Raw genomic sequence first — 17,687 nt, forward strand, 5'->3', positions numbered from 1 at the left:
TTCATTCGGTTTACTAATTAACAAGACTGCCCATTTTTCCTCGTCCAGTCAGACTTCCCTGCCTTCAGATGGCCGCAATGGCACGTGTATGCCGTACGGCGCCCATCCCGCCTCTGCCCCCTGCGTCCGCCGGCGTCGCCTTACCGCGACACGACGACCGTCCAGAGCTTCGCCAGATCCGCCGATCCGTCGGCACCCTTCACGGTGCGCAGCACCTGGACCGCGTGCGCCTTCTGGCCCGCCACGTAGTACGCCTCGCCGAGCCGCAGCCGCGCCGCATCGGGATGCTCGAGCCCGCCCTTCGCGATCGCCTGCTCCATCATCGACAGCCCCTGCGCCGCGTGGCCCGCGAACACCAGATTCATGCCGACGTCGATCGGCGCCACCGGATCGGGGGCGTCCGCGCCCGACTGCGCACGCTTCGCGGCCAGCGCCTGCAGCCGTTTCTCGCGGTCCGCCTGCGCATTCTTGCCCAGCACGCCGGATGCGAAACCCTGGTCGATCACCTGCCGGCCTTCGGCCGGCGTGCCCGCCACCAGCGCGAGCTGCGTCATCTCCATATAGGCGTCGGCCGTCGTCAGCGAGCCCGTCGCCCTGCGCAGCCGGTAGATGTCGAGGTCGAGCGACGACAGGTAACCGGGGCTGCCGCGAATCGCCGAGACCATTTCCTCCCAGTACGCGGGGCTCGGATGATAAGCCACCAGCATGGCGAGCGCGCTGCGATACGCGCCGGCATCCTTGCTCTTTTGCGCGCAGGTCGCGAGCATCTGCAACTGCCCTTCGTCGGGCGCGCGGCCGGCCTTCACCTGTGCGTCCGCGCTTGCCTTCAACTGGCTCACGACCTGGCCGCAATCGTTCGACAGGTAATACGATTGCGTGAGCAGCGTACGCATTTCCGGATCCGTGCCGCCCGCCTTCAGGTAGCGCTGCGCGATTCGGATCGCCTGCGGATAGTTCTTCTGCTGGAAGTAGATCCCCGCGAGCGCCGCCGTCGTCCGCTGTTCGTCCTCGCCCGACAGGCGCCCCGAATTCAGCACGGTTTCGTACGCCTGCGCGGCCACGCCCGTATCGCCGGCCGCCATCGCCGCTGCGCCGCGCGTCGCTTCAACCATGTAGGTTTCATACGGCGTGCGGTTGGGCACGGCGGCCGCCTGCGCGATCTTGCCGAGCGCGTCGCGATACTTGTGCGCGCGATACAGGTCCTGTGCCGCCGCCAACGGCTTCGCCACATCGGGCCGCAACGCGTCGGCCGCCCACGCCGGCCGGCCGAGCAAGCAGGCCGCACCGAGCGTCGTCAGCGCCATCATCCGTTTCCATCGTCGCTGGTTCATCGATCGACCTGTCCCGTCATTGCATGAACTGCTCGTTTCCGATCAGGCCGATCTTCGTCGCGCCCACGCGCTGCGCGGACGCCAGTACGGCCGCCACGTCCTTGTACGGCGCCAGCTTGTTCGGCCGCAGATGGATCTCCGCCTGCACGGGCTCGTGCGCGACCTGCGTCAGCTTCGCCTCGAGTACCGCTCGGTCCGGCACCGGCGCACCGTTCCACGTCGTCGTGCCGTCGAAGTCGATGTCGATCTGCACGACTTCCGGCTGTGTGGCGGGCGGCGGCGGATTGCCCACCGGCAGGTCCATCTTCACCGAATGCATCTGGATCGGGATCGTGATGATCAGCATGATCAGCAGCACCAGCATCACGTCGATCAGCGGCGTGGTGTTGATGTCGACCATCACGTCCGGCTCGCTGCCGCCCCCGCCCGAAGGCACGTTCATTCCCATCGTCTGCTCCTGTCGATGCCTGCTCCGATCCGCTGCGTCGCCGTCGATCGGCAGCGGCGCGTATGCCGTTCCCACGCAACGTTAACCACCACGCGCCGGCGGTTCCGTAATGAACGACACCTTCGCGATACCCGCTCGCTCGCACATCGTGATGACCCGGCCGATAAACTCGTAGCGCGTGTTCTGGTCGCCGCGCACGTGCACGCTCGGCTGCGGCTGCTGCTGCGACACCCCCTTCAGCTTCGCGAGCAACGCCGACGCGTCCACCCGTTGCTCGCCCCAGAAGAAATCGCCGTCGCGGTTCACCGCGATCTCGACGCTCTTCGGCGTGGTCTGCAGCGGCTGCACGACCTCTTTCGGCAACTGCAGCTGGATCGTGTGCGTGACGACCGGAATCGTGATCAGGAAGATGATCAGCAACACCAGCATCACGTCGACGAGCGGCGTCGTGTTGATGTTCGCGATCACCTCGTCGCTTTCGTCCTGCCCGACGTTCATGCCCATCGCGCGCCTCCGTCAGCCGGTCAGTTCACGAGCGACGCGGCGGCCGACGGCACGCGAGCGGGACGCTTGCTGCCGGCCAGCAGCACGGTATGCAGTTGGGCGCCGAAGTTGCGCACCCGCTCCATCACCGACTTGTTGCGCCGGACCAGGAAGTTGTAGCCGAGTACGGCAGGCACCGCGACCGCGAGGCCGATCGCCGTCATGATGAGCGCCTCGCCCACCGGGCCGGCGACCTTGTCGATCGACGCCTGCCCCGCGATGCCGATCGCCGTCAGCGCGTGATAGATCCCCCAGACCGTGCCGAACAGCCCGACGAACGGCGCGGTCGAGCCGACCGTCGCGAGGAACGCGAGCCCGTCCTGCATGCGGTTCGACACGTTCGTGATCGAGCGTTCGACGGACACGTCGATCCACGTGTTGCGGTCCACTGCTTCGAGCAGCGCCTCGTCGTGATGCTCGCCCGCCTCGATCGCCGTTTCGGCGATGAAGCGGAACGGCGACGCCTCGTCGAGCAGCTTCGCGCCCTCGGCCAGCGACGCCGCGCTCCAGAGCTGCGCGTCGGCGAGTTTCGCGCGGCGGTTAGCCCGCAACTGCTCGACGAACTTCGTGATCATGATGTACCAGCTCCCCATCGACATGATCACGAGCAGGATCAGCACGAAGCGCGCGACGAAGTCGCCGTTCTTCCAGAGCGCGCCGAGCCCGTACGGATTCTCGACCGCTTCGGTCGCGGCCGGCGCCGGCGGCGGGGCCGACTCGGCGGCGGCGGGCGCCTGCGTCGACGCCGCGGCCTGTGTCGACGCGTCGGATGTCGCCGTGGCTCCGCTCGCTTGCGCGTAAGCGAGTTGCGGCGCAACGAGCCCGTCGATCGCAGCGACGGACATCAACAGGCTTGCCGCCAGCGCGGCCAGAGAACGTTTCGTCATACCCCACTCCAATTCTTTCGTTAAACTTACGATTTGAGTTCAAGCCGGTTTTCCCCGGTCCGGCTCCCGCCGGACCGCCCACTGCATCAATTCAGATTGAACGAGAACGGCACCTGGACCCGCACTGCCTGGCCTTGCGCCACGCATTTGAAGCGCTTCACGGTGTTGTAGGCCGCACGATCGAGCACCGGGTCGGCCGACTGGACCACGCGTTCGTTCGTGATGTTCCCTTCCGCATCCACGACGAACTCGATCGTCACGTCGCCCGTGATGTTGTTTTCCTGCGCTTCCTTCGGGTACTGCATCGACGCGCGAATCGAGTCCGAATTCGGGCAGACGACCCCGACTTCGTGACTGACCGGCTTGGCCGGCGCGGGCGGTGCGATGACCGGCGCCTGCACCGCCGGCGCGGACGGCGCCGGGGCCAACTGGTGCGTGATCGTCGCCTGCTGCGGGGGCGCCTGCACCGGCACTTCGGGCGGCGGCACGAACGGCGGCGGCGGCGGCGCGAACTTCGGCGGCGGAAGCTTGACGACCGGCATCGGCGGGGGCGGCGGCGGCTTCACCGGCTCGATGATGCGGGTTTCGATCGGATGCTGGATCACCTGCACGACCTTGGTCGCGAGGCCGTTGAGCAATGCGTAGATCAGCACTGCATGCAACAGGAGGACGACTGCGATGCCGCCGAAACGGCGCACCGGATTCTGCTGCTTCTTGCCGAATTCCCGCGGACGGCCCAGCGTGGCCAGTCCGCTGTTCGAAGCAACCAGATGCTCTTCGACTTTCATGCCCACTATCCTTCCCCCAAGCGAATCGCCCAGTTTCGCGATGATGGCCGGCGCCGGAACCGGATCGGTTCCGTCTCCGCCTCAACCCGAAATTTCATTTTTAATTCAATTGGCAATCCGAATTGAAAGCATCGAATCCGGATCCTGATTTGTGCAATTTCAAGGAATCGTTTCAACCGCAACGGGATAGCCGCCCTATCCGGCGTCTACCCCGAACCAGCGCATTCAGGCAATTTTCAGCTGCGTCGACATAGTCACACTTTTCGCATGACGATTGGATCTTCGTTACACGCCGATGTCAGCCAAGCCGTTCGTCTTGGGTGCAGAAGATAGCAAGGAAAAAATTTAGGCGTCAAACTTTATTTGATAGCCGAATACAAAGTTTGGAGGCATTACTCGAATAACGAGTTAGTAAACTTCATGAATCATTTTTCATTGATTTAGTAATTGATTTGTATGGTATCGCACTCATTTAGTGACTTGTGCATAAATAATCACCAGTTTAGTGCGGCGCACCGAATTGGCCCGCTCGGTGCGCGTGTTGCCGGATGTGTTTCGTGGGCGCGCCCGGCGACGGCAGCCGATGAACCACTGCCGCGCATGCATACCGTGCGAGGCCACAGCCCACGCATGCCGGGAACGGGCTTGCATCCGCGCGAACAGGCTCTAGCCGATTCCACGGCGGCTCGGCGATGCTCGGATGGCGCTCGCATCGATCATATATCAAGGATTCCAAATCAAAAGCAATAGATCTCCCTGCTCGTCCGGTTTCCATTAAATGATTCGCACAACAAATCTAATTTTCGACTCAGGACTCCGCCGTATCAGCATGAATTCATTCCCCGCCCTCAGCGCGCACCGGCATCTCCCCCTCACCGAACCGGTGGAAAATGCCCGCGCGCATCCTTCCTCGACGAACGCCCGGCATCGCTCAGGACAGCATCATCCCCTGCATCCGGTGCGAGAAATGCGCGCGCTCGGCCGTCTCCATCAGCATCAGGAATTCGTCCTGCGTCATGTGAATCAGCGCCTCATGATCGCCGGCCTCGAAATAGACTTCCGGCTGCTGCGCGAGGTGCTCCTCGAGGAACGTCTTCATCCCGTACGCCATGCACACCGGCGGCAGCGCGCCCATGTCGCAATCCTTGAACAACTCGCGCAATTCGACCTCGCGGGCGAGCACGAGATGGCGTCCCGTCTTCACCCAGAGATCCGACAGACGCACGGCGTGCGTCGTCGGCAGCACGGCGGCGACGTAACCCTCGGCGTCCTCGAGGAGCACGGTTTTCGCGAGGCGATCGCCGGGAATATGCGCGGCGGCGGCCGTCTCCATGCTCGTATGGCTATAGGGGTGGTACACGACTTCGTACCGCGATGACTTCTGGCGCAGGCAATCCTGCAGGGTGGCTGAGACCGGCATGGCGCACCTCGTCTGGGCGAATCGGGTCAATCGGGCGAACGGCGTTCGCTCCGGATTCGTTCAGCATAGGTCGCATTTCGGCCCAATGGAAACGCTCGTGTGCGACGCCAGTCCAGCCGGCCCGGCAGCCGCCGCCCTCAGTTTCCATCCGGGCCGCCCGCCCTCGCCGGCATGTGAAATCGGGCCCCGGAATACGTTTCGCAGACCCTCACTTCTGCAGACAGATTTTGGGCAGTGCGCACGTAGATGCGGTCGCGCCCGGCAATTAGCCGATGTCGAGAAACTAGACCGTTAGTTGCATTCTAGGAAGAACACCAGGATACCCGTGGGCACGCATTGTTCCGAAGCGTGCACCCCAAGGCACGCCAGCCAACCCCGTCGCCAACGGCTTTCCCGGTGCCCTATACTGAGCCGGCCGCCCACCCTCCCGCGGCGGAAACCGACTCCTGGAGCGATCATGCATTACCAGTTGATCTACGAACTCGTCGACGATTACCTGTCGCGGCGCGACGCGTTCCGTGCGGAGCATCTCGCGCTCGCGCAGGCCGCGACCGAGCGCGGCGAACTCGTGCTCGCCGGCGCGCTGGCGGAGCCGGCCGATCAGGCCGTGCTCGTGTTCGAAGGCGATTCGCCGGAAGCGGCCGAATCGTTCGCGCGCGCCGATCCGTACGTGCAGAACGGCCTCGTGAAGTCGTGGCGCGTGCGGCCGTGGCGCGTCGTGGTCGGCAAGCACGCGCCGCGTCCCGCGTGAAATCGGGCCTGCGCAAGCCCGTTATTAGCGTGAACAGGCCCTACAGCCACCCTGCCCGCTTGAAGCGCCACCACAGCGCGAGATCGGCGATGGCCATCACCGCGATGCAGCCGTAGAACCCGTATTTCAGGTGCAGCTCGGGCATGTTCGCGAAGTTCATCCCGTAGATGCCGGCGATCATCGTCGGTATCGCGAACAGCGCGGCGAACGAGCCGAGCCGCTTGGTCACCTCGTTCTCCGCGAGCGAAATCATCCCGAGGTTGACCTGGATCGCGGTGACGACCATCTCGCGGCGCCCTTCGATCGTCTTCACGATCCGCTGCAGATGGTCGTACACATCGCGGAAATAGGCCGCCATCCCGCTGCAGACCTGCGGCACGCGCCCGCCGGTGAGCTTCGCGAGCGGCTCCATCAGCGGCGCCGTGTGCTGGTACAGCAGCACGAGCCGGCGCTTCAGCGAATAGAGATCCTCGATGATCGCGCGCGACGACGCAGGCGTCGCCTTCGCGAAGATGCGATCCTCGAGTTCCTCGAGTTCGGCTCCGAGCGTTTCGAGGATCGGGAAATACCGGTCGACGACCTGGTCCATCAACGCGTAGAACACAAACGCCGACCCCTCCCGCAGCAGATGCGGCTCCCGCTCGCAGCGCTTGCGCACGTCGCGGAAATCGTGCTCGGTATGGTTGCGGATCGACAGCACGTAATTCGGACCGACGAACACGTTCAGTTCGCCGACCTTGAATTCGCCGTCATCCTCGAGTTCGACGGTATGCAGCACCGCGAACAGCGAATCGCCGTATTCCTCGATCTTCGGCCGCTGATGTCCCTTGCGGGCGTCCTCGAGCGCAAGCTCGTGCAACCCGAATTCCTCGCCCATCAGGTCGATTTCCTCGGGCGTCGGATCCTTCAGCGCGACCCATACGAAGCATTCGGGCTTCGACACGTAATCGCTGATGGCGTCGATGTCGATATCGGCCAGCTTGCGGCCGTCCTGGTAAGCAGCGCAGTTGATCAGCATGTTGTCCACGATGTTGCGGTTTGCGCATCAGTTTACCGGTTTGCTGCACGGACGGACCGGCTTGCGCGGTACGCCGATATTGGTCATGATCGTGCTGCGTGCGCCGCAGCACGCGCGTCGGGGCACGTCGACAGGTCCGCCGGGCCTGCGTTGCGCAATGCACAACGACCGTGCGACCCCACCGTCAAGGAGACAGACCTATGTGGTATTTCTCGTGGATACTCGGCATCGGCGTGGCGCTCGGCTTCGGCATCATCAACGCGATGTGGCTGGAAGCGGAAGTGTTCTCGCGCGGCGACAAGCGCAGCGACACGTCGCGCCAGGAGGCGGGGAGCCGGTATTCGTGACGCATCTCGTGTTCTTCTGCGGTCACGCCGGCACCGGCAAGACCACGCTCGCGAAGCGGCTCATCGGGCCGCTGATGCGCGCGACCGGCGAGGCGTTCTGCCTGCTCGACAAGGACACGCTGTACGGCCGCTACAGCGCGGCCGCGATGGGCGCGCTCACGGACGATCCGAACGACCGCGACAGCCCGCTCTACCTGAAACATCTTCGCGATCCCGAATACCAGGGCCTGCTCGACACGGCCCGTGAAAATCTCGCGCTCGGCATCGGCGCGCTGGTCGTCGGCCCGCTGTCGCGCGAAGTGCGCGACCGGCGCATCCTCGACCGCGCATGGCTCGGCATCGCGCCCGACGTCACGCTGACGGTCGTCTGGGTCCACACGTCGGAAGACGTCGCGCACCAGCGGATCGTCGCGCGCGCCAATCCGAACGATGCGTACAAGCTCGCGCATTGGGACGAATACCGGCAGCGCCGCTTCGTGCCGACCGGCCGCGAATGCGACGGCATCGTGATGTTCGACAACACCGCGCCGTCCGACGCAGACATCGATGCGCTGCTGCACCGCATCGTGCCGCCGCCGCAACCGGCGACGATCGTCCCGCCGCTGCCGGCCTGAGCGCGCCGCCCGGCGCCGTTCCCGCTTCTCCCAAAAAACAACGCCGGAAGCGCTGCTGCGCTCCCGGCGTCGTACGGCCCTCGTGCCGGAGATGGGCTGGCGAATCGTCTGATAACGACGGTCAGGCGACCGCGTGCACGCGCTCCATCGTGCCGCCTTCGTACAGTTTGCCGAAGCGGTTCGACAGGAACGCCTTCAACGACACCTTTTCCTGCGGGATGAAACCGCTCTGCGGCAGCTTCTTTTCGCGGAACAGATCGAGCACCGCGCACATCGCGCCGGCCGTCGTGATCTGGATCGCGCTCATGTGCATCCCGCACACGTCCTTCGCGAAGATCTTGCGCGTGAACACGTCCTGCACCAGCTGGCCGTCCTTCACGCCCGTCACCGTGACGAACACGAGCACGACGTCCTGCTTCGTCGACGGCACCGCGCGGCGCATGATCGACTTCAGCGTGTCGCGATCGGTCGACAGGCGCAGGTCTTCCAGCAGGAACTGCACGAGTTCGCGGTGGCCCGGGTAGCGCACCGACTTGTAGTCGAGCGTCTCGACCTTGCCCGACAGCGTCTCGCACAGCGTGCCGAGGCCGCCCGACGTGTTGAACGCTTCGTATTCGGTGCCGTCGAGCGAGAAGTGCTCGAGGCCTTCGAGCGGCTGCACCCACTGCTTGCGGCCGTCGCGGATCGCTTCGCACGGCTGGCAGTATTCGTTGATCAGGCCGTCGACGCTCCACGTCAGGTTGTACTTCAGCGCGTTGGTCGGATATTCGGGCAGCGCGCCGACGCGCATCTTCACGTCGCGCACTTCGCTGAAGCCGTTCACGAGCTCGTGCGCGGCGATGCCGATGAAGCCCGGCGCGAGGCCGCATTGCGGCATGAACGCGCGGTCGGAGCCGTCGGCCAGTTCGCGGATCGCATGGGTGGCGCGCACGTCTTCGGTCAGGTCGAAGTAATGAACGCCCGCGGCCTTCGCAGCGGCGGCCACGTTGACAGCGAGGTAGTAAGGCAGCGCGTTGACGAGCGCATCGAAGCCCTTCACCGCTTCGCGAATCGCATTCGCGTCGGCCGAGTCGACCCGTTGCGTCGCGATGCCTTCGCGCGACAGCTTCGCGAGCGCATCCGCGTCGCGGTCGAACGCGACGACTTCGTAGTCGCCCGTTTCGCGCAGCATGTGAGCAATGGTGTGGCCGATCAGACCTGCGCCGACGATGGCGATTTTCATGCGCTTATCTCCTGATGATGGGTTGGTGTTGTGGACGGCGTTGAGCCATGGACACAGTGTAGGGACGCTCAAAATCAGTTCCAAGACGAAGAATGATGCGAAACGACCTGTAGTTTCGACGTTATGACGATACATTTCGTCTAAACGACCAATTCATCTAAAAATCGCGTAGAGGCACTGCCGCAAACCGGCCGTTGGCGGTTGCGCATTGCGAGGACGAAAACGAGGACACACCGCGTGACATCGGACGCACGCACTGACCGTGCGTCAAGATGCAACACGCCGGTCAAAGCGGAATACGAAAGGAGATTCGGGAGAGATGCGCGAAGGGACGACCGCGGTCATCCGTGTCGATCATGAAGTACGACGAACGCCAATACGAATGCGAGCGGAGACGTACCCGTCGTCAAGCCGAGCACCTGTGATGCACCGCTCCCTGCGCGGTGCATGCACGCGCGCCGTCATGCACGGCGCCGCGTGCAGCAACAAGTCAGCCGCCGATCGTCCCGCGATCGATCTTGCGCGACAGGATGATCGACGTCGTCGTGCGCTCGACGCCTTCGAGCGTGCCGATCTGGTCGAGCAGATCGTTGAGCCGTTCGGGCGAATCGGCGCGTAGCCAGGCGACGTAGTCGTACTCGCCGCTCACCGCGCACAGCAGCTGGACTTCCGGCATCCGGTCGAGCTTGCGCAATACGTCCTTGCCGAACTTCGGCGTGAGGATGATGCCGACGTACGCATAAATGCTCGCATCGAGCACGTCCTGCCCGAGCCGCACGCTGTACCCGGCGATCACGTTGGTGCGTTCGAGCCGCGCGATGCGCGCGACGACCGTCGTGCGCGCCACGTCGAGCTGGCGCGCGAGATCCGCGACGCTCGCGCGCGCATCGGCTTGCAGCAGCGCGACGAGCTGCCGGTCGAGATCGTCGAGTTGATCGAGGCGGGGTGGACGCATGACGCTGGGCCGGCACGCACGTGCCGGCGGAGTGGAAAGTGACGCGATGATAGCGCCGAACGCCGGCGCGCCCAACCGGCATGGCCCGGATTCGAACCGTCGATTTCGATTCGTATCGGATGTAAGCAAGTGTCGCATTCACTGCCGCCCCGCAGGCAACGTGCTACTAATAACGACGACGCGAGAGGCGCGCCGGCGGCGATGGCCGCCGCGCCCGCTCGCAAGACACCACCCCGGAGAGCCAACCATGAAGAAAATCTCGCTCACCCTCGCTACGCTCGTCGTTGCAGCCAGCGCATTCGCGCAAACCCCGGCGCAGCCGCAAGCACCGGCCCAGGCGCCGGCCACGACGGCCGCGGCATCGGCCCCGAGCGCCGAGCAGCGCGCGGCACGCCACGAAGCGCGCATCGAGCAGCGCATCAAGTACCTGCACGACCAGTTGAAGATCACGTCGGCGCAGGAGCCGCAATGGAAGACGTTCGCCGATACGATGCGCGACAACGGCGCCACGATGGGCCGCCTCTACAGCGAACGGATGGCCAAGCACGACGTGTCCGCGCTCGACGACATCAAGCAGTATGCGGAACTGTCGCAGGCGAATGCCGACGGCGCGAAGAAGCTCGCCGACGCGTTCGCGCCGCTCTACGAGAGCTTCCCGGCCGAGCAGAAGGCGCTGGCCGACACCACTTTCCGCAGCTGGCTGCACCACGGCGGCGAGCACCACGGCAAGGGCAGGACGAAGGGCAAGGAAGGCAAGGCGGCCGCCGCGCCGGCCGCGAGCGCGCCGGCGCAGCCCTGACGCGCCCCGCCGGTGCCGTGCCGGCCCGCTCGGGCCGAACGGCGCCGCGCCGCGATCGGCGACGGCGCGTCACACGGCGCGCCGAATTCGGGATAAGCTCCCGGCTTTTCCCGCTTTCCCGCCCTTCCCCGCCATGCTCGAACTCAAGCAACTCGATCTGCGTACCGATCCGCAGGCCCGTCGTGTCGTCAAGGACGAAACCGTCGCCGTGTCCTTCGCGGACGCCGACGGCGAACTGATGAGCCTCGAAGGCCCGAACCGTTATGTGACGGGCGACGCGCTGATCACCGGCTCGACCGGCGACCGCTGGGCCGTGTCGCGCGCGCGCTTCGACGCCAAATACCTGCCCGCCGATCCGGCGCTCGCGCACGGCGCAGCGGGCGCCTACCGCAACCGGCCGGCCGTCGTGCTCGCGCGCCGGATGGACGAACCGTTTACGATCGCCCGCTCGGAAAACGGCGACACGCTGCGCGGCGTGGCCGGCGACTGGGTGATGCAATACGCGCCCGGCGACTACGGCGTCGTGCAGGCGCAGCGCTTCGCGCAGGTCTACCGCGACGCGTAACGCGTCACGCGCCGGCACGCGGCCGGCGCCACCGCTCACGCAAAGTCTTCGTCGAGCTCGAGTTCCGCGTCGCGCTCGACGGCCTCGCCGGCCGCGTGCCGTTCTTCGAGCGACCCGAGCATCGCTTCCGTATACGCATGCAGCACCGCATGGCTGCGCGCGCGCTGCATCGGCTTGAGCGCCAGATAGCGCGCGAGCGCGGCCGGCACGATCCGGATGTCGAGCGTCATCCGCTTCGGCGTCGCGCCGAACCGCATCGCCAGCCAGTGCACGGACAGGAAGCGCCCGCGCGCGTCGCTGCTTTCGGCGAAGCGCGTCTGCTCCGGAAACAGATCGCAGATCACGCGCGCGAGCGCGTCGAATTCCGCGCTCTGGCATTCGATCAGGTAGTCGTCCATTCCGTCTCTCCCGTCAGGCCGCCGCACGCGACGGCCGGCACGTCTTCACCAGCACGACCACCAGCACCGCGGTCAGCACGAAATACGCGGCCTCGACCCACGCGGCCGGCAGCACGCGCACCTGGTACAGCAGCGTCGGCGTCGCCGCGAGCGCATGCAGCACGATCGCGAGCGGCAACACGGCGATTCGGCCGGCCCGCACGCCGCGCCACACCAGCACCGACAGCGCCAGTTGCGCCGCGAATGCCGCGCAGCGTTCGAGCAGCAACAGCAGGATCGACTGGGCCGACAGCGTCGCGAGCATCATGTGCAGCCGCACCACGGTGTCCACCGGCAGGTCGGCCAGCTGCGTCTCGAGCTGGCCGCGGCTCGCGAGCCACGCGAGATACGACCACTGGCCCCACACGAGCACGCCGACGAACCACGCTTCGGCCCCGCCGTGACCGATCCCGTAGCCGATCCCGCGACCGTCGCCGGCCGATGCGCCGTAGCGGCGCTCCAGAAAACGCATCCCGAGATAGCGGCCGACTTCCTCGAATACGGCGGTCGCGAGCGCGCCGTATGCGACGAATGCGAGCGGCTGCGTCAGCCAGCCGTCCTCGGGCGTGTGGCTCAGCACGAGACCGTGGAACGCGCGCTCGAGAATCATCGCGAACAACGTGAAGACGGCGACGCCGACGATCGTGTCGCGGCGGTTGAGCGCAAGCGGCTTGCGCAGGATGCGGTAAAGGACGAGCGGCAGCAGCGCGATGATCAGCGTGGCGGCGATCAGCGCCGCCAGCGTGACGGGAGCGACAGTCATGTATTTCCTTGGTTCGGGGCAGCGCACCTGACGCGCCGCGTGCCCCGAATGATACTCAGCTTGCGGTCGACGCGCGCGCGATCAGCTCGCCGGGCAGCATCGCGACGCGCACGTCGCCCGCCGCGCCGTCGATCCGCTCGTGCACGAATTCGACGGCCTTGTAGCCGATTTCGTAGGTCGGCTGACGGATCGTCGTGATGCCGATCAGCTCGGCCCATTCCGGATCGTCGATCGACAGCAGCGCCGCCTGCTGCTGCCACGCGGCGCCGAAACGCGCGCGCAGATGGCGCGCGATCGCCAGCGCGACCGGTGCATTCGCGGCGAACAGTGCGGCGCGCACGCCGCGCCGGGCCGCATCGTCGAGGCGGGCATCGACGTCGGCGAGCGCCGCCGCGGCCGCGTCGGGTTCGTTCAGGTCGAGCACGATCGTCGGCGGCACCGGCAACCCGCGCGCCGCCAGCGCCGCGCGGAACGCGGTCTCGCGCACGCGCCGCGAGCTGACCCGCTCGAACGGCTGCACGACGAAATGGATCGCGTCGAAGCCGTGTTCGACCAGGTGCGCGAGCGCCGTCTCGATCGCGTCGGTATTGTCGAGGCCGATCAGGTCGGCCTCGAAGCCCTCGACCGTGCGGTCGACGAGCACGGCCGGAATGCCTGCGCCGCGCAGCGGGCGCAGCACGTCTTCGTCGGCGCCGAGCGCGTTGACGATCAGCCCTTCGACGCGGTAAGTCGTGAGCAGTTGCAGGAAGCGGCGCTCCATCTCGACTTCGTTCGCCGCGTGACAGATGAGCGGCATGTAGCCGAGCGCATGGCACGCGGCCTCGACGCCCTGCAGCACTTCGACGGTATAAGGATTGGTCAGGTCGGCGGCGAGCATGCCGAGCAGCCGGTTACGGCCGCGCTTGAGCCCGCGCGCCATCTGGTTCGGCCGGTAGTTGAGCCGCGCGATGGCCGCCTCGATCCGCTGGCGCAGATCGACGGACAGCACATGCGTCTCGCCGTTCAGATAGCGCGAAACGCTGGTCTTGCCCGTGCCGGCCTCGCGCGCGACGTCGCTGATCGTCGCCGGACGCGTCGTGGAAGGTTGCGAATCGGTCACTGTCGTGCCTCGCGACGTACGATCCGCGCCGCTTCGTGAGCAGACGGACCATTGTTGTTGGAAACGTAAGCCAACCGGCGGCCTCCCCTGTCGTGGCGCGTGGGCGCCTGCGCTGGCCCGGTGCGCTGTCGAGCCGCGCCCGCCAGCAGCGTGCTACGGCAGTCGGCCGCACCGGACCTGGCGCGGATGCCCGTCGCGCGACACCGCCGGCCGCGTGGCCGGCCGTCGATACGACGAGCGCGGGCGATCATAACGCAGCCAGCCCTCTCGCACCAAGATCATCGACTCTAATGGCGCCGGGCGGTTATCGCAGGCGGCTCAGGCATGCGCCAGCGCATCCGGATTGACGAGATTCGTGCGCAGCGTGCCGGCCAGCGCGCCGACCAGGTTCTCCGCGGCGCAACGCGCCATCGCATCGCGCGTCTCGTGCGTCGCCGAGCCGATATGCGGCAGCGCGACGACGTTCTTCATCTGCAGCAGCGGCGAATCCGCCGGCAGCGGCTCCTTCTCGAATACGTCGAGCCCCGCGCCGCGGATCGTCCCCGCGCGCAGCGCGTCGACCAGCGCGGCTTCGTCGACGACCGGCCCGCGCGACGCGTTGATCAGGATCGCGCCGCGCTTCATCTTCGCGAATTCGGGCGCGCCGATCAGGTGGCGCGTGTCGGGCGACAGCGGCACCTGCAGGCACACGAAATCCGACTGCGCGAGCAATTCGTCGAGCGTCACGCGCCGCGCGCCGTACTGCGTCTCGGCCTCCGCATGCGCGGACCGGTTCGCGTACAGCACCTGCATCCGGAAGCCGAGCGCCGCGCGGCGCGCGACCGCGCCGCCGATCCGCCCGAGCCCGACGATGCCGAGCGTCTTGCCCTGCACGTCGGTGCCGTACAGGTCCGGGCCGATGCTGCGATGCCAGTGGCCGGCCTTCACCCACTCGGCCAGCTCGACCACGCGGCGAGCGGAGGCCAGGATCAGCGAAAACACCGTATCGGCCGTCGACTCGGTCAGCACGTCCGGCGTATGCGCGAGCACGATGCCGCGCCGCGTGAGATCGGCGACGTCGAAGTTGTCGTAGCCGACCGAGATCGTCGACCACGCCTTCAGCCGCGGCGCGCGATCGAGCATCTGCGGCGTGACCTTCAGGCTCGCGCCGATCGCGCCGTCTGCGTCGCCCAGCGCGGCGGCGAGTGCGTCGGCGCCGTCGGCCTGCACGACGTCCGCATGCTCGCGCAGGTACGCGAGAACGTCATCGGGCAGCGGCTTGTACGCGACGATACGGGGCTTCATCGTTTCATTTTCCTTGCAGCGGCGCGGCGAGCGGATGCGCATCGCGCGCCTGGGGTTTGACGGACAGCGTGAGGATCACCGCGGCGACGAGCGCGGCGCTCATGAATGCGTACGACGCGACGGGCGACCCGGTCGCGCCGTTCAGGTAGCCGACGAAATACGAGCCGACGAACGAGCCGAGCGCGCCCATGCTGTTGATCAGCGCCATCGCGCCGCCGGCGACGTTCCTCGGCAGCAGTTCCGGCACGATCGCGAAGAACGGGCCGTACGGCGCATACATCGCGGCGCCCGCGACGACCAGCAGCGCATACGAGATCCAGAAATGCGACGAGCCGAGCGCGTACGACGCGGCGAACGCGGCCGCGCCGACCAGCAGGAACGGCCACACGAAACCACGACGCGAACCGACCTTGTCGGACGCCCACGACGCGGCGAGCATCGCGATCGTCGCCGCGAGGTACGGCAGCGCGGACAGCCAGCCGGTCGCGACCATCCCGAGGTCGGAGCCGTTCTTCACGATCGACGGCAGCCACAGCACGAAGCCGTACACGCCGATGCTCCAGCAGAAATACTGCGCGCACAGCTTGATCACGGCCGGCGAGCGGAACGCCTCGCCATAGTTGCGCACCGGCTTGATCGCCGCCTGCTCGGCCGCGAGCGCGGCGTCGAGATCGCGCTTTTCCTGGGCGCTGAGCCACGGCGAATCGGCCGGCTTGTCCTGCACGAGCACCCACCAGCACACGGCCCAGATGATGGCCGGCACGCCTTCGGCGATGAACATGTGGCGCCAGCCGAATTCATGCACGAGATAACCGGACACGATCGACATCCACAGCACGGTGACCGGGTTGCCGAGGATCAGGAACGTGTTCGCGCGCGAGCGTTCGTTCTTCGTGAACCAGTTGCTGATGTAGATCAGCATCGCCGGCATCACGGCCGCCTCGACGATGCCGAGCACGAAGCGGATCGCCATCAGCGACGGAATGTTGCTGACCACGCCGGTCAGCGCCGCGCAGCCGCCCCACAGCACGAGGCTGACGAACACGAGCTTCTTCACGCTGCGGCGTTCCGCGTAGATCGCGCCGGGGATCTGGAAGAAGAAATAGCCGAGGAAGAACAGCGCGCCGATCAGCGACGACAGGCCCTTGCTGATGCCGAGATCCTGGTTGATGCCGGCTGCGGCCGCGAACCCGTAGTTCGCGCGATCGAGGTAGGCGAGGCTGTACGTGATGAAGACGATCGGCATGATCGTCCACCAGCGTCGAGCTGCGAGATTGGCTGCCATCAGAGTGTCTCCTGAGTAGACCGGCATCGGCGCATCGTTGCGTCGTCCGGTCTCATGCAAAACCGTGCATGAAGCACGAAATGGATCCGCGGATTGTGCCGTGTCCGGCCTCTCATTGCGCGGTGACGGTTTCCTCTAAGCGATCGGCGCGATTGCTGACCTTTTCGAGCCGGTCGAGCGCATCGCGCGTCGGCAATCCTTCCGAATCGCCGATCACCTGGATCGCGAGCGCACCGATCCGGTTGCCGCGCGCGACCGCCTGCTCGACGCTGCGCCCTTCGAGCAGCGCGCTGACCACGCCGACCGCGAAGCCGTCGCCGGCGCCGACCGTATCGACGACCTTCTCGACGCGCTCGCCGGCGACCGTGCCTTCGCGGCCGTCGGCCGTGCGGAAATACGCGCCTTGTTCGCCGAGCTTGATCACGACGCCGCGCGCGCCCTGCGCGAGATAGAAGCCCGCGATGTCGGCCGGCGTATCGTGCCCGGTGAGCTGCCGCCCTTCGGCGAGGCCCGGCAGCACCCAGTCGGCGAGCGTCGCGAGCGCATTCAGCGTCTTCGCCATCACGTCGGCGGACGGCCACAGCGTCGGGCGCAGGTTCGGGTCGAACGAGATCGTCTTGCCGGCCGCCCGCATTTCGCGCGCGAGCCGGAACGCGAGTTCGCACGACGTCGCCGAGATCGCCGGCGCGACGCCGGTCAGGTGCAGGTGGCGCGCGCCGAGCACGTAGTCGGCCACGTAGTCGTCGCACGACAGGTGGCTGGCCGCCGAACCCTTGCGGAAATATTCGACGGTCGGGTCGCTGCCGTCGTCGTTGCGCGACTTCAGCTGGAAACCGGTCGGGTAGCGCGGGTCGACGGTCACGCACGACGCGTCGATGCCCTCGCGCGCCAGCGTGTCGAGCACGTAGCGGCCGAACGAATCGCTACCGACCCGGCTCATCCAGCCGACCCGGAAGCCGAGCCGCGACAGCCCGATCGCGACATTGAGATCGGCGCCGGCGATCCGCTTCGCGAATTGCCCGGCGTGCGCGAGGTGGCCGGGCTCCGTCGCGACGAACATCGCCATCGCTTCGCCATAGGTCACGACATCGAGTGCTGCTTTCATGACTGAACTCCTCAGGATCCTTCCGC

At 66.4% G+C, this 17,687-nt stretch carries 20 protein-coding genes; 5 read left to right on the forward strand and 15 right to left on the reverse strand.

What is annotated here, in order from left to right; translation table 11 throughout:
• Positions 1-140: 140 nt before the first annotated feature.
• The 6 genes from J8I33_RS09715 to J8I33_RS09740 all read right to left on the reverse strand — a co-directional run bounded on the left by J8I33_RS09715 (position 141) and on the right by J8I33_RS09740 (position 5,417).
• Positions 141-1,331: a tetratricopeptide repeat protein gene (locus J8I33_RS09715; protein WP_209928535.1), complete on the reverse strand. Its 1,191-nt coding sequence runs from the start codon at positions 1,329-1,331 to the stop codon at positions 141-143.
• A gap of 16 nt (positions 1,332-1,347) precedes the next feature.
• Complete coding sequence (locus tag J8I33_RS09720; protein ID WP_050015447.1) at positions 1,348-1,779, reverse strand: biopolymer transporter ExbD; 432 nt, start codon at positions 1,777-1,779, stop codon at positions 1,348-1,350.
• A gap of 81 nt (positions 1,780-1,860) precedes the next feature.
• On the reverse strand, positions 1,861-2,283 hold the full coding sequence (locus J8I33_RS09725) for a biopolymer transporter ExbD (protein ID WP_069620776.1): 423 nt from the start codon (positions 2,281-2,283) through the stop codon (positions 1,861-1,863).
• A 20-nt stretch (positions 2,284-2,303) separates the two neighbouring features.
• The gene (locus J8I33_RS09730) at positions 2,304-3,209 is read right to left on the reverse strand and encodes a MotA/TolQ/ExbB proton channel family protein (RefSeq protein WP_209928529.1); all 906 of its coding nucleotides are present in this window, start codon (positions 3,207-3,209) and stop codon (positions 2,304-2,306) included.
• An 86-nt stretch (positions 3,210-3,295) separates the two neighbouring features.
• Entirely contained in the window at positions 3,296-3,997 is a 702-nt protein-coding gene (locus J8I33_RS09735; RefSeq protein WP_209935054.1) for an energy transducer TonB, read from the reverse strand.
• 931 nt (positions 3,998-4,928) lie between these two features.
• On the reverse strand, positions 4,929-5,417 hold the full coding sequence (locus J8I33_RS09740) for a YbaK/EbsC family protein (RefSeq protein ID WP_050015455.1): 489 nt from the start codon (positions 5,415-5,417) through the stop codon (positions 4,929-4,931).
• Between the two features lie 457 nt (positions 5,418-5,874).
• On the opposite strand from J8I33_RS09740, the gene J8I33_RS09745 reads away from it, so the two are divergent.
• Positions 5,875-6,168, forward strand: a complete 294-nt coding sequence (locus tag J8I33_RS09745; protein ID WP_050015457.1) for a YciI-like protein — start codon at positions 5,875-5,877, stop codon at positions 6,166-6,168.
• Between the two features lie 40 nt (positions 6,169-6,208).
• Here J8I33_RS09745 and corA read toward each other — a convergent pair whose 3' ends face one another.
• Positions 6,209-7,186: a magnesium/cobalt transporter CorA gene (gene corA / locus J8I33_RS09750; protein WP_050015565.1), complete on the reverse strand. Its 978-nt coding sequence runs from the start codon at positions 7,184-7,186 to the stop codon at positions 6,209-6,211.
• Between the two features lie 200 nt (positions 7,187-7,386).
• On the opposite strand from corA, the gene cydX reads away from it, so the two are divergent.
• Entirely contained in the window at positions 7,387-7,533 is a 147-nt protein-coding gene (gene cydX, locus J8I33_RS09755) for a cytochrome bd-I oxidase subunit CydX (protein ID WP_063772904.1), read from the forward strand.
• The gene (locus J8I33_RS09760) at positions 7,530-8,147 is read left to right on the forward strand and encodes an ATP-binding protein (protein ID WP_050015459.1); all 618 of its coding nucleotides are present in this window, start codon (positions 7,530-7,532) and stop codon (positions 8,145-8,147) included. Before cydX ends, J8I33_RS09760 begins: the two co-directional genes overlap by 4 nt.
• Positions 8,148-8,268: 121 nt before the next feature.
• Here the strand turns inward: J8I33_RS09760 and J8I33_RS09765 are convergent, their stop codons facing one another.
• Together J8I33_RS09765 and J8I33_RS09770 are read right to left on the reverse strand one after the other, a co-directional pair.
• Positions 8,269-9,369 (reverse strand): saccharopine dehydrogenase C-terminal domain-containing protein, encoded by a 1,101-nt coding sequence (locus J8I33_RS09765; RefSeq protein ID WP_034181371.1) that lies wholly within the window; start codon positions 9,367-9,369, stop codon positions 8,269-8,271.
• A gap of 490 nt (positions 9,370-9,859) precedes the next feature.
• On the reverse strand, positions 9,860-10,324 hold the full coding sequence (locus tag J8I33_RS09770) for an Lrp/AsnC family transcriptional regulator (protein WP_006481526.1): 465 nt from the start codon (positions 10,322-10,324) through the stop codon (positions 9,860-9,862).
• Between the two features lie 247 nt (positions 10,325-10,571).
• Here J8I33_RS09770 and J8I33_RS09775 point away from each other — a divergent pair, with 247 nt between their 5' ends.
• Complete coding sequence (locus tag J8I33_RS09775) at positions 10,572-11,123, forward strand: Spy/CpxP family protein refolding chaperone (protein ID WP_209935061.1); 552 nt, start codon at positions 10,572-10,574, stop codon at positions 11,121-11,123.
• A gap of 133 nt (positions 11,124-11,256) precedes the next feature.
• Complete coding sequence (locus J8I33_RS09780; protein ID WP_050015464.1) at positions 11,257-11,688, forward strand: PGDYG domain-containing protein; 432 nt, start codon at positions 11,257-11,259, stop codon at positions 11,686-11,688.
• 35 nt (positions 11,689-11,723) lie between these two features.
• Here the strand turns inward: J8I33_RS09780 and J8I33_RS09785 are convergent, their stop codons facing one another.
• The 6 genes from J8I33_RS09785 to J8I33_RS09810 all read right to left on the reverse strand — a co-directional run bounded on the left by J8I33_RS09785 (position 11,724) and on the right by J8I33_RS09810 (position 17,661).
• Positions 11,724-12,086, reverse strand: coding sequence for a DUF3022 domain-containing protein (locus J8I33_RS09785; RefSeq protein ID WP_050015466.1), 363 nt, complete (start codon positions 12,084-12,086; stop codon positions 11,724-11,726).
• 13 nt (positions 12,087-12,099) lie between these two features.
• Positions 12,100-12,888: a YhfC family glutamic-type intramembrane protease gene (locus J8I33_RS09790; protein WP_124556892.1), complete on the reverse strand. Its 789-nt coding sequence runs from the start codon at positions 12,886-12,888 to the stop codon at positions 12,100-12,102.
• Between the two features lie 55 nt (positions 12,889-12,943).
• Entirely contained in the window at positions 12,944-13,987 is a 1,044-nt protein-coding gene (locus J8I33_RS09795) for a LacI family DNA-binding transcriptional regulator (RefSeq protein ID WP_050015470.1), read from the reverse strand.
• A gap of 318 nt (positions 13,988-14,305) precedes the next feature.
• Positions 14,306-15,271: a D-glycerate dehydrogenase gene (locus tag J8I33_RS09800; RefSeq protein ID WP_089488654.1), complete on the reverse strand. Its 966-nt coding sequence runs from the start codon at positions 15,269-15,271 to the stop codon at positions 14,306-14,308.
• A gap of 4 nt (positions 15,272-15,275) precedes the next feature.
• Positions 15,276-16,556 (reverse strand): MFS transporter, encoded by a 1,281-nt coding sequence (locus tag J8I33_RS09805; protein WP_050015472.1) that lies wholly within the window; start codon positions 16,554-16,556, stop codon positions 15,276-15,278.
• A 112-nt stretch (positions 16,557-16,668) separates the two neighbouring features.
• Entirely contained in the window at positions 16,669-17,661 is a 993-nt protein-coding gene (locus J8I33_RS09810; protein ID WP_089488460.1) for a sugar kinase, read from the reverse strand.
• Positions 17,662-17,687 lie beyond the last annotated feature (26 nt).

It is taken from the genome of Burkholderia sp. AcTa6-5 (assembly GCF_017815075.1).
GTDB lineage: Bacteria > Pseudomonadota > Gammaproteobacteria > Burkholderiales > Burkholderiaceae > Burkholderia > Burkholderia sola.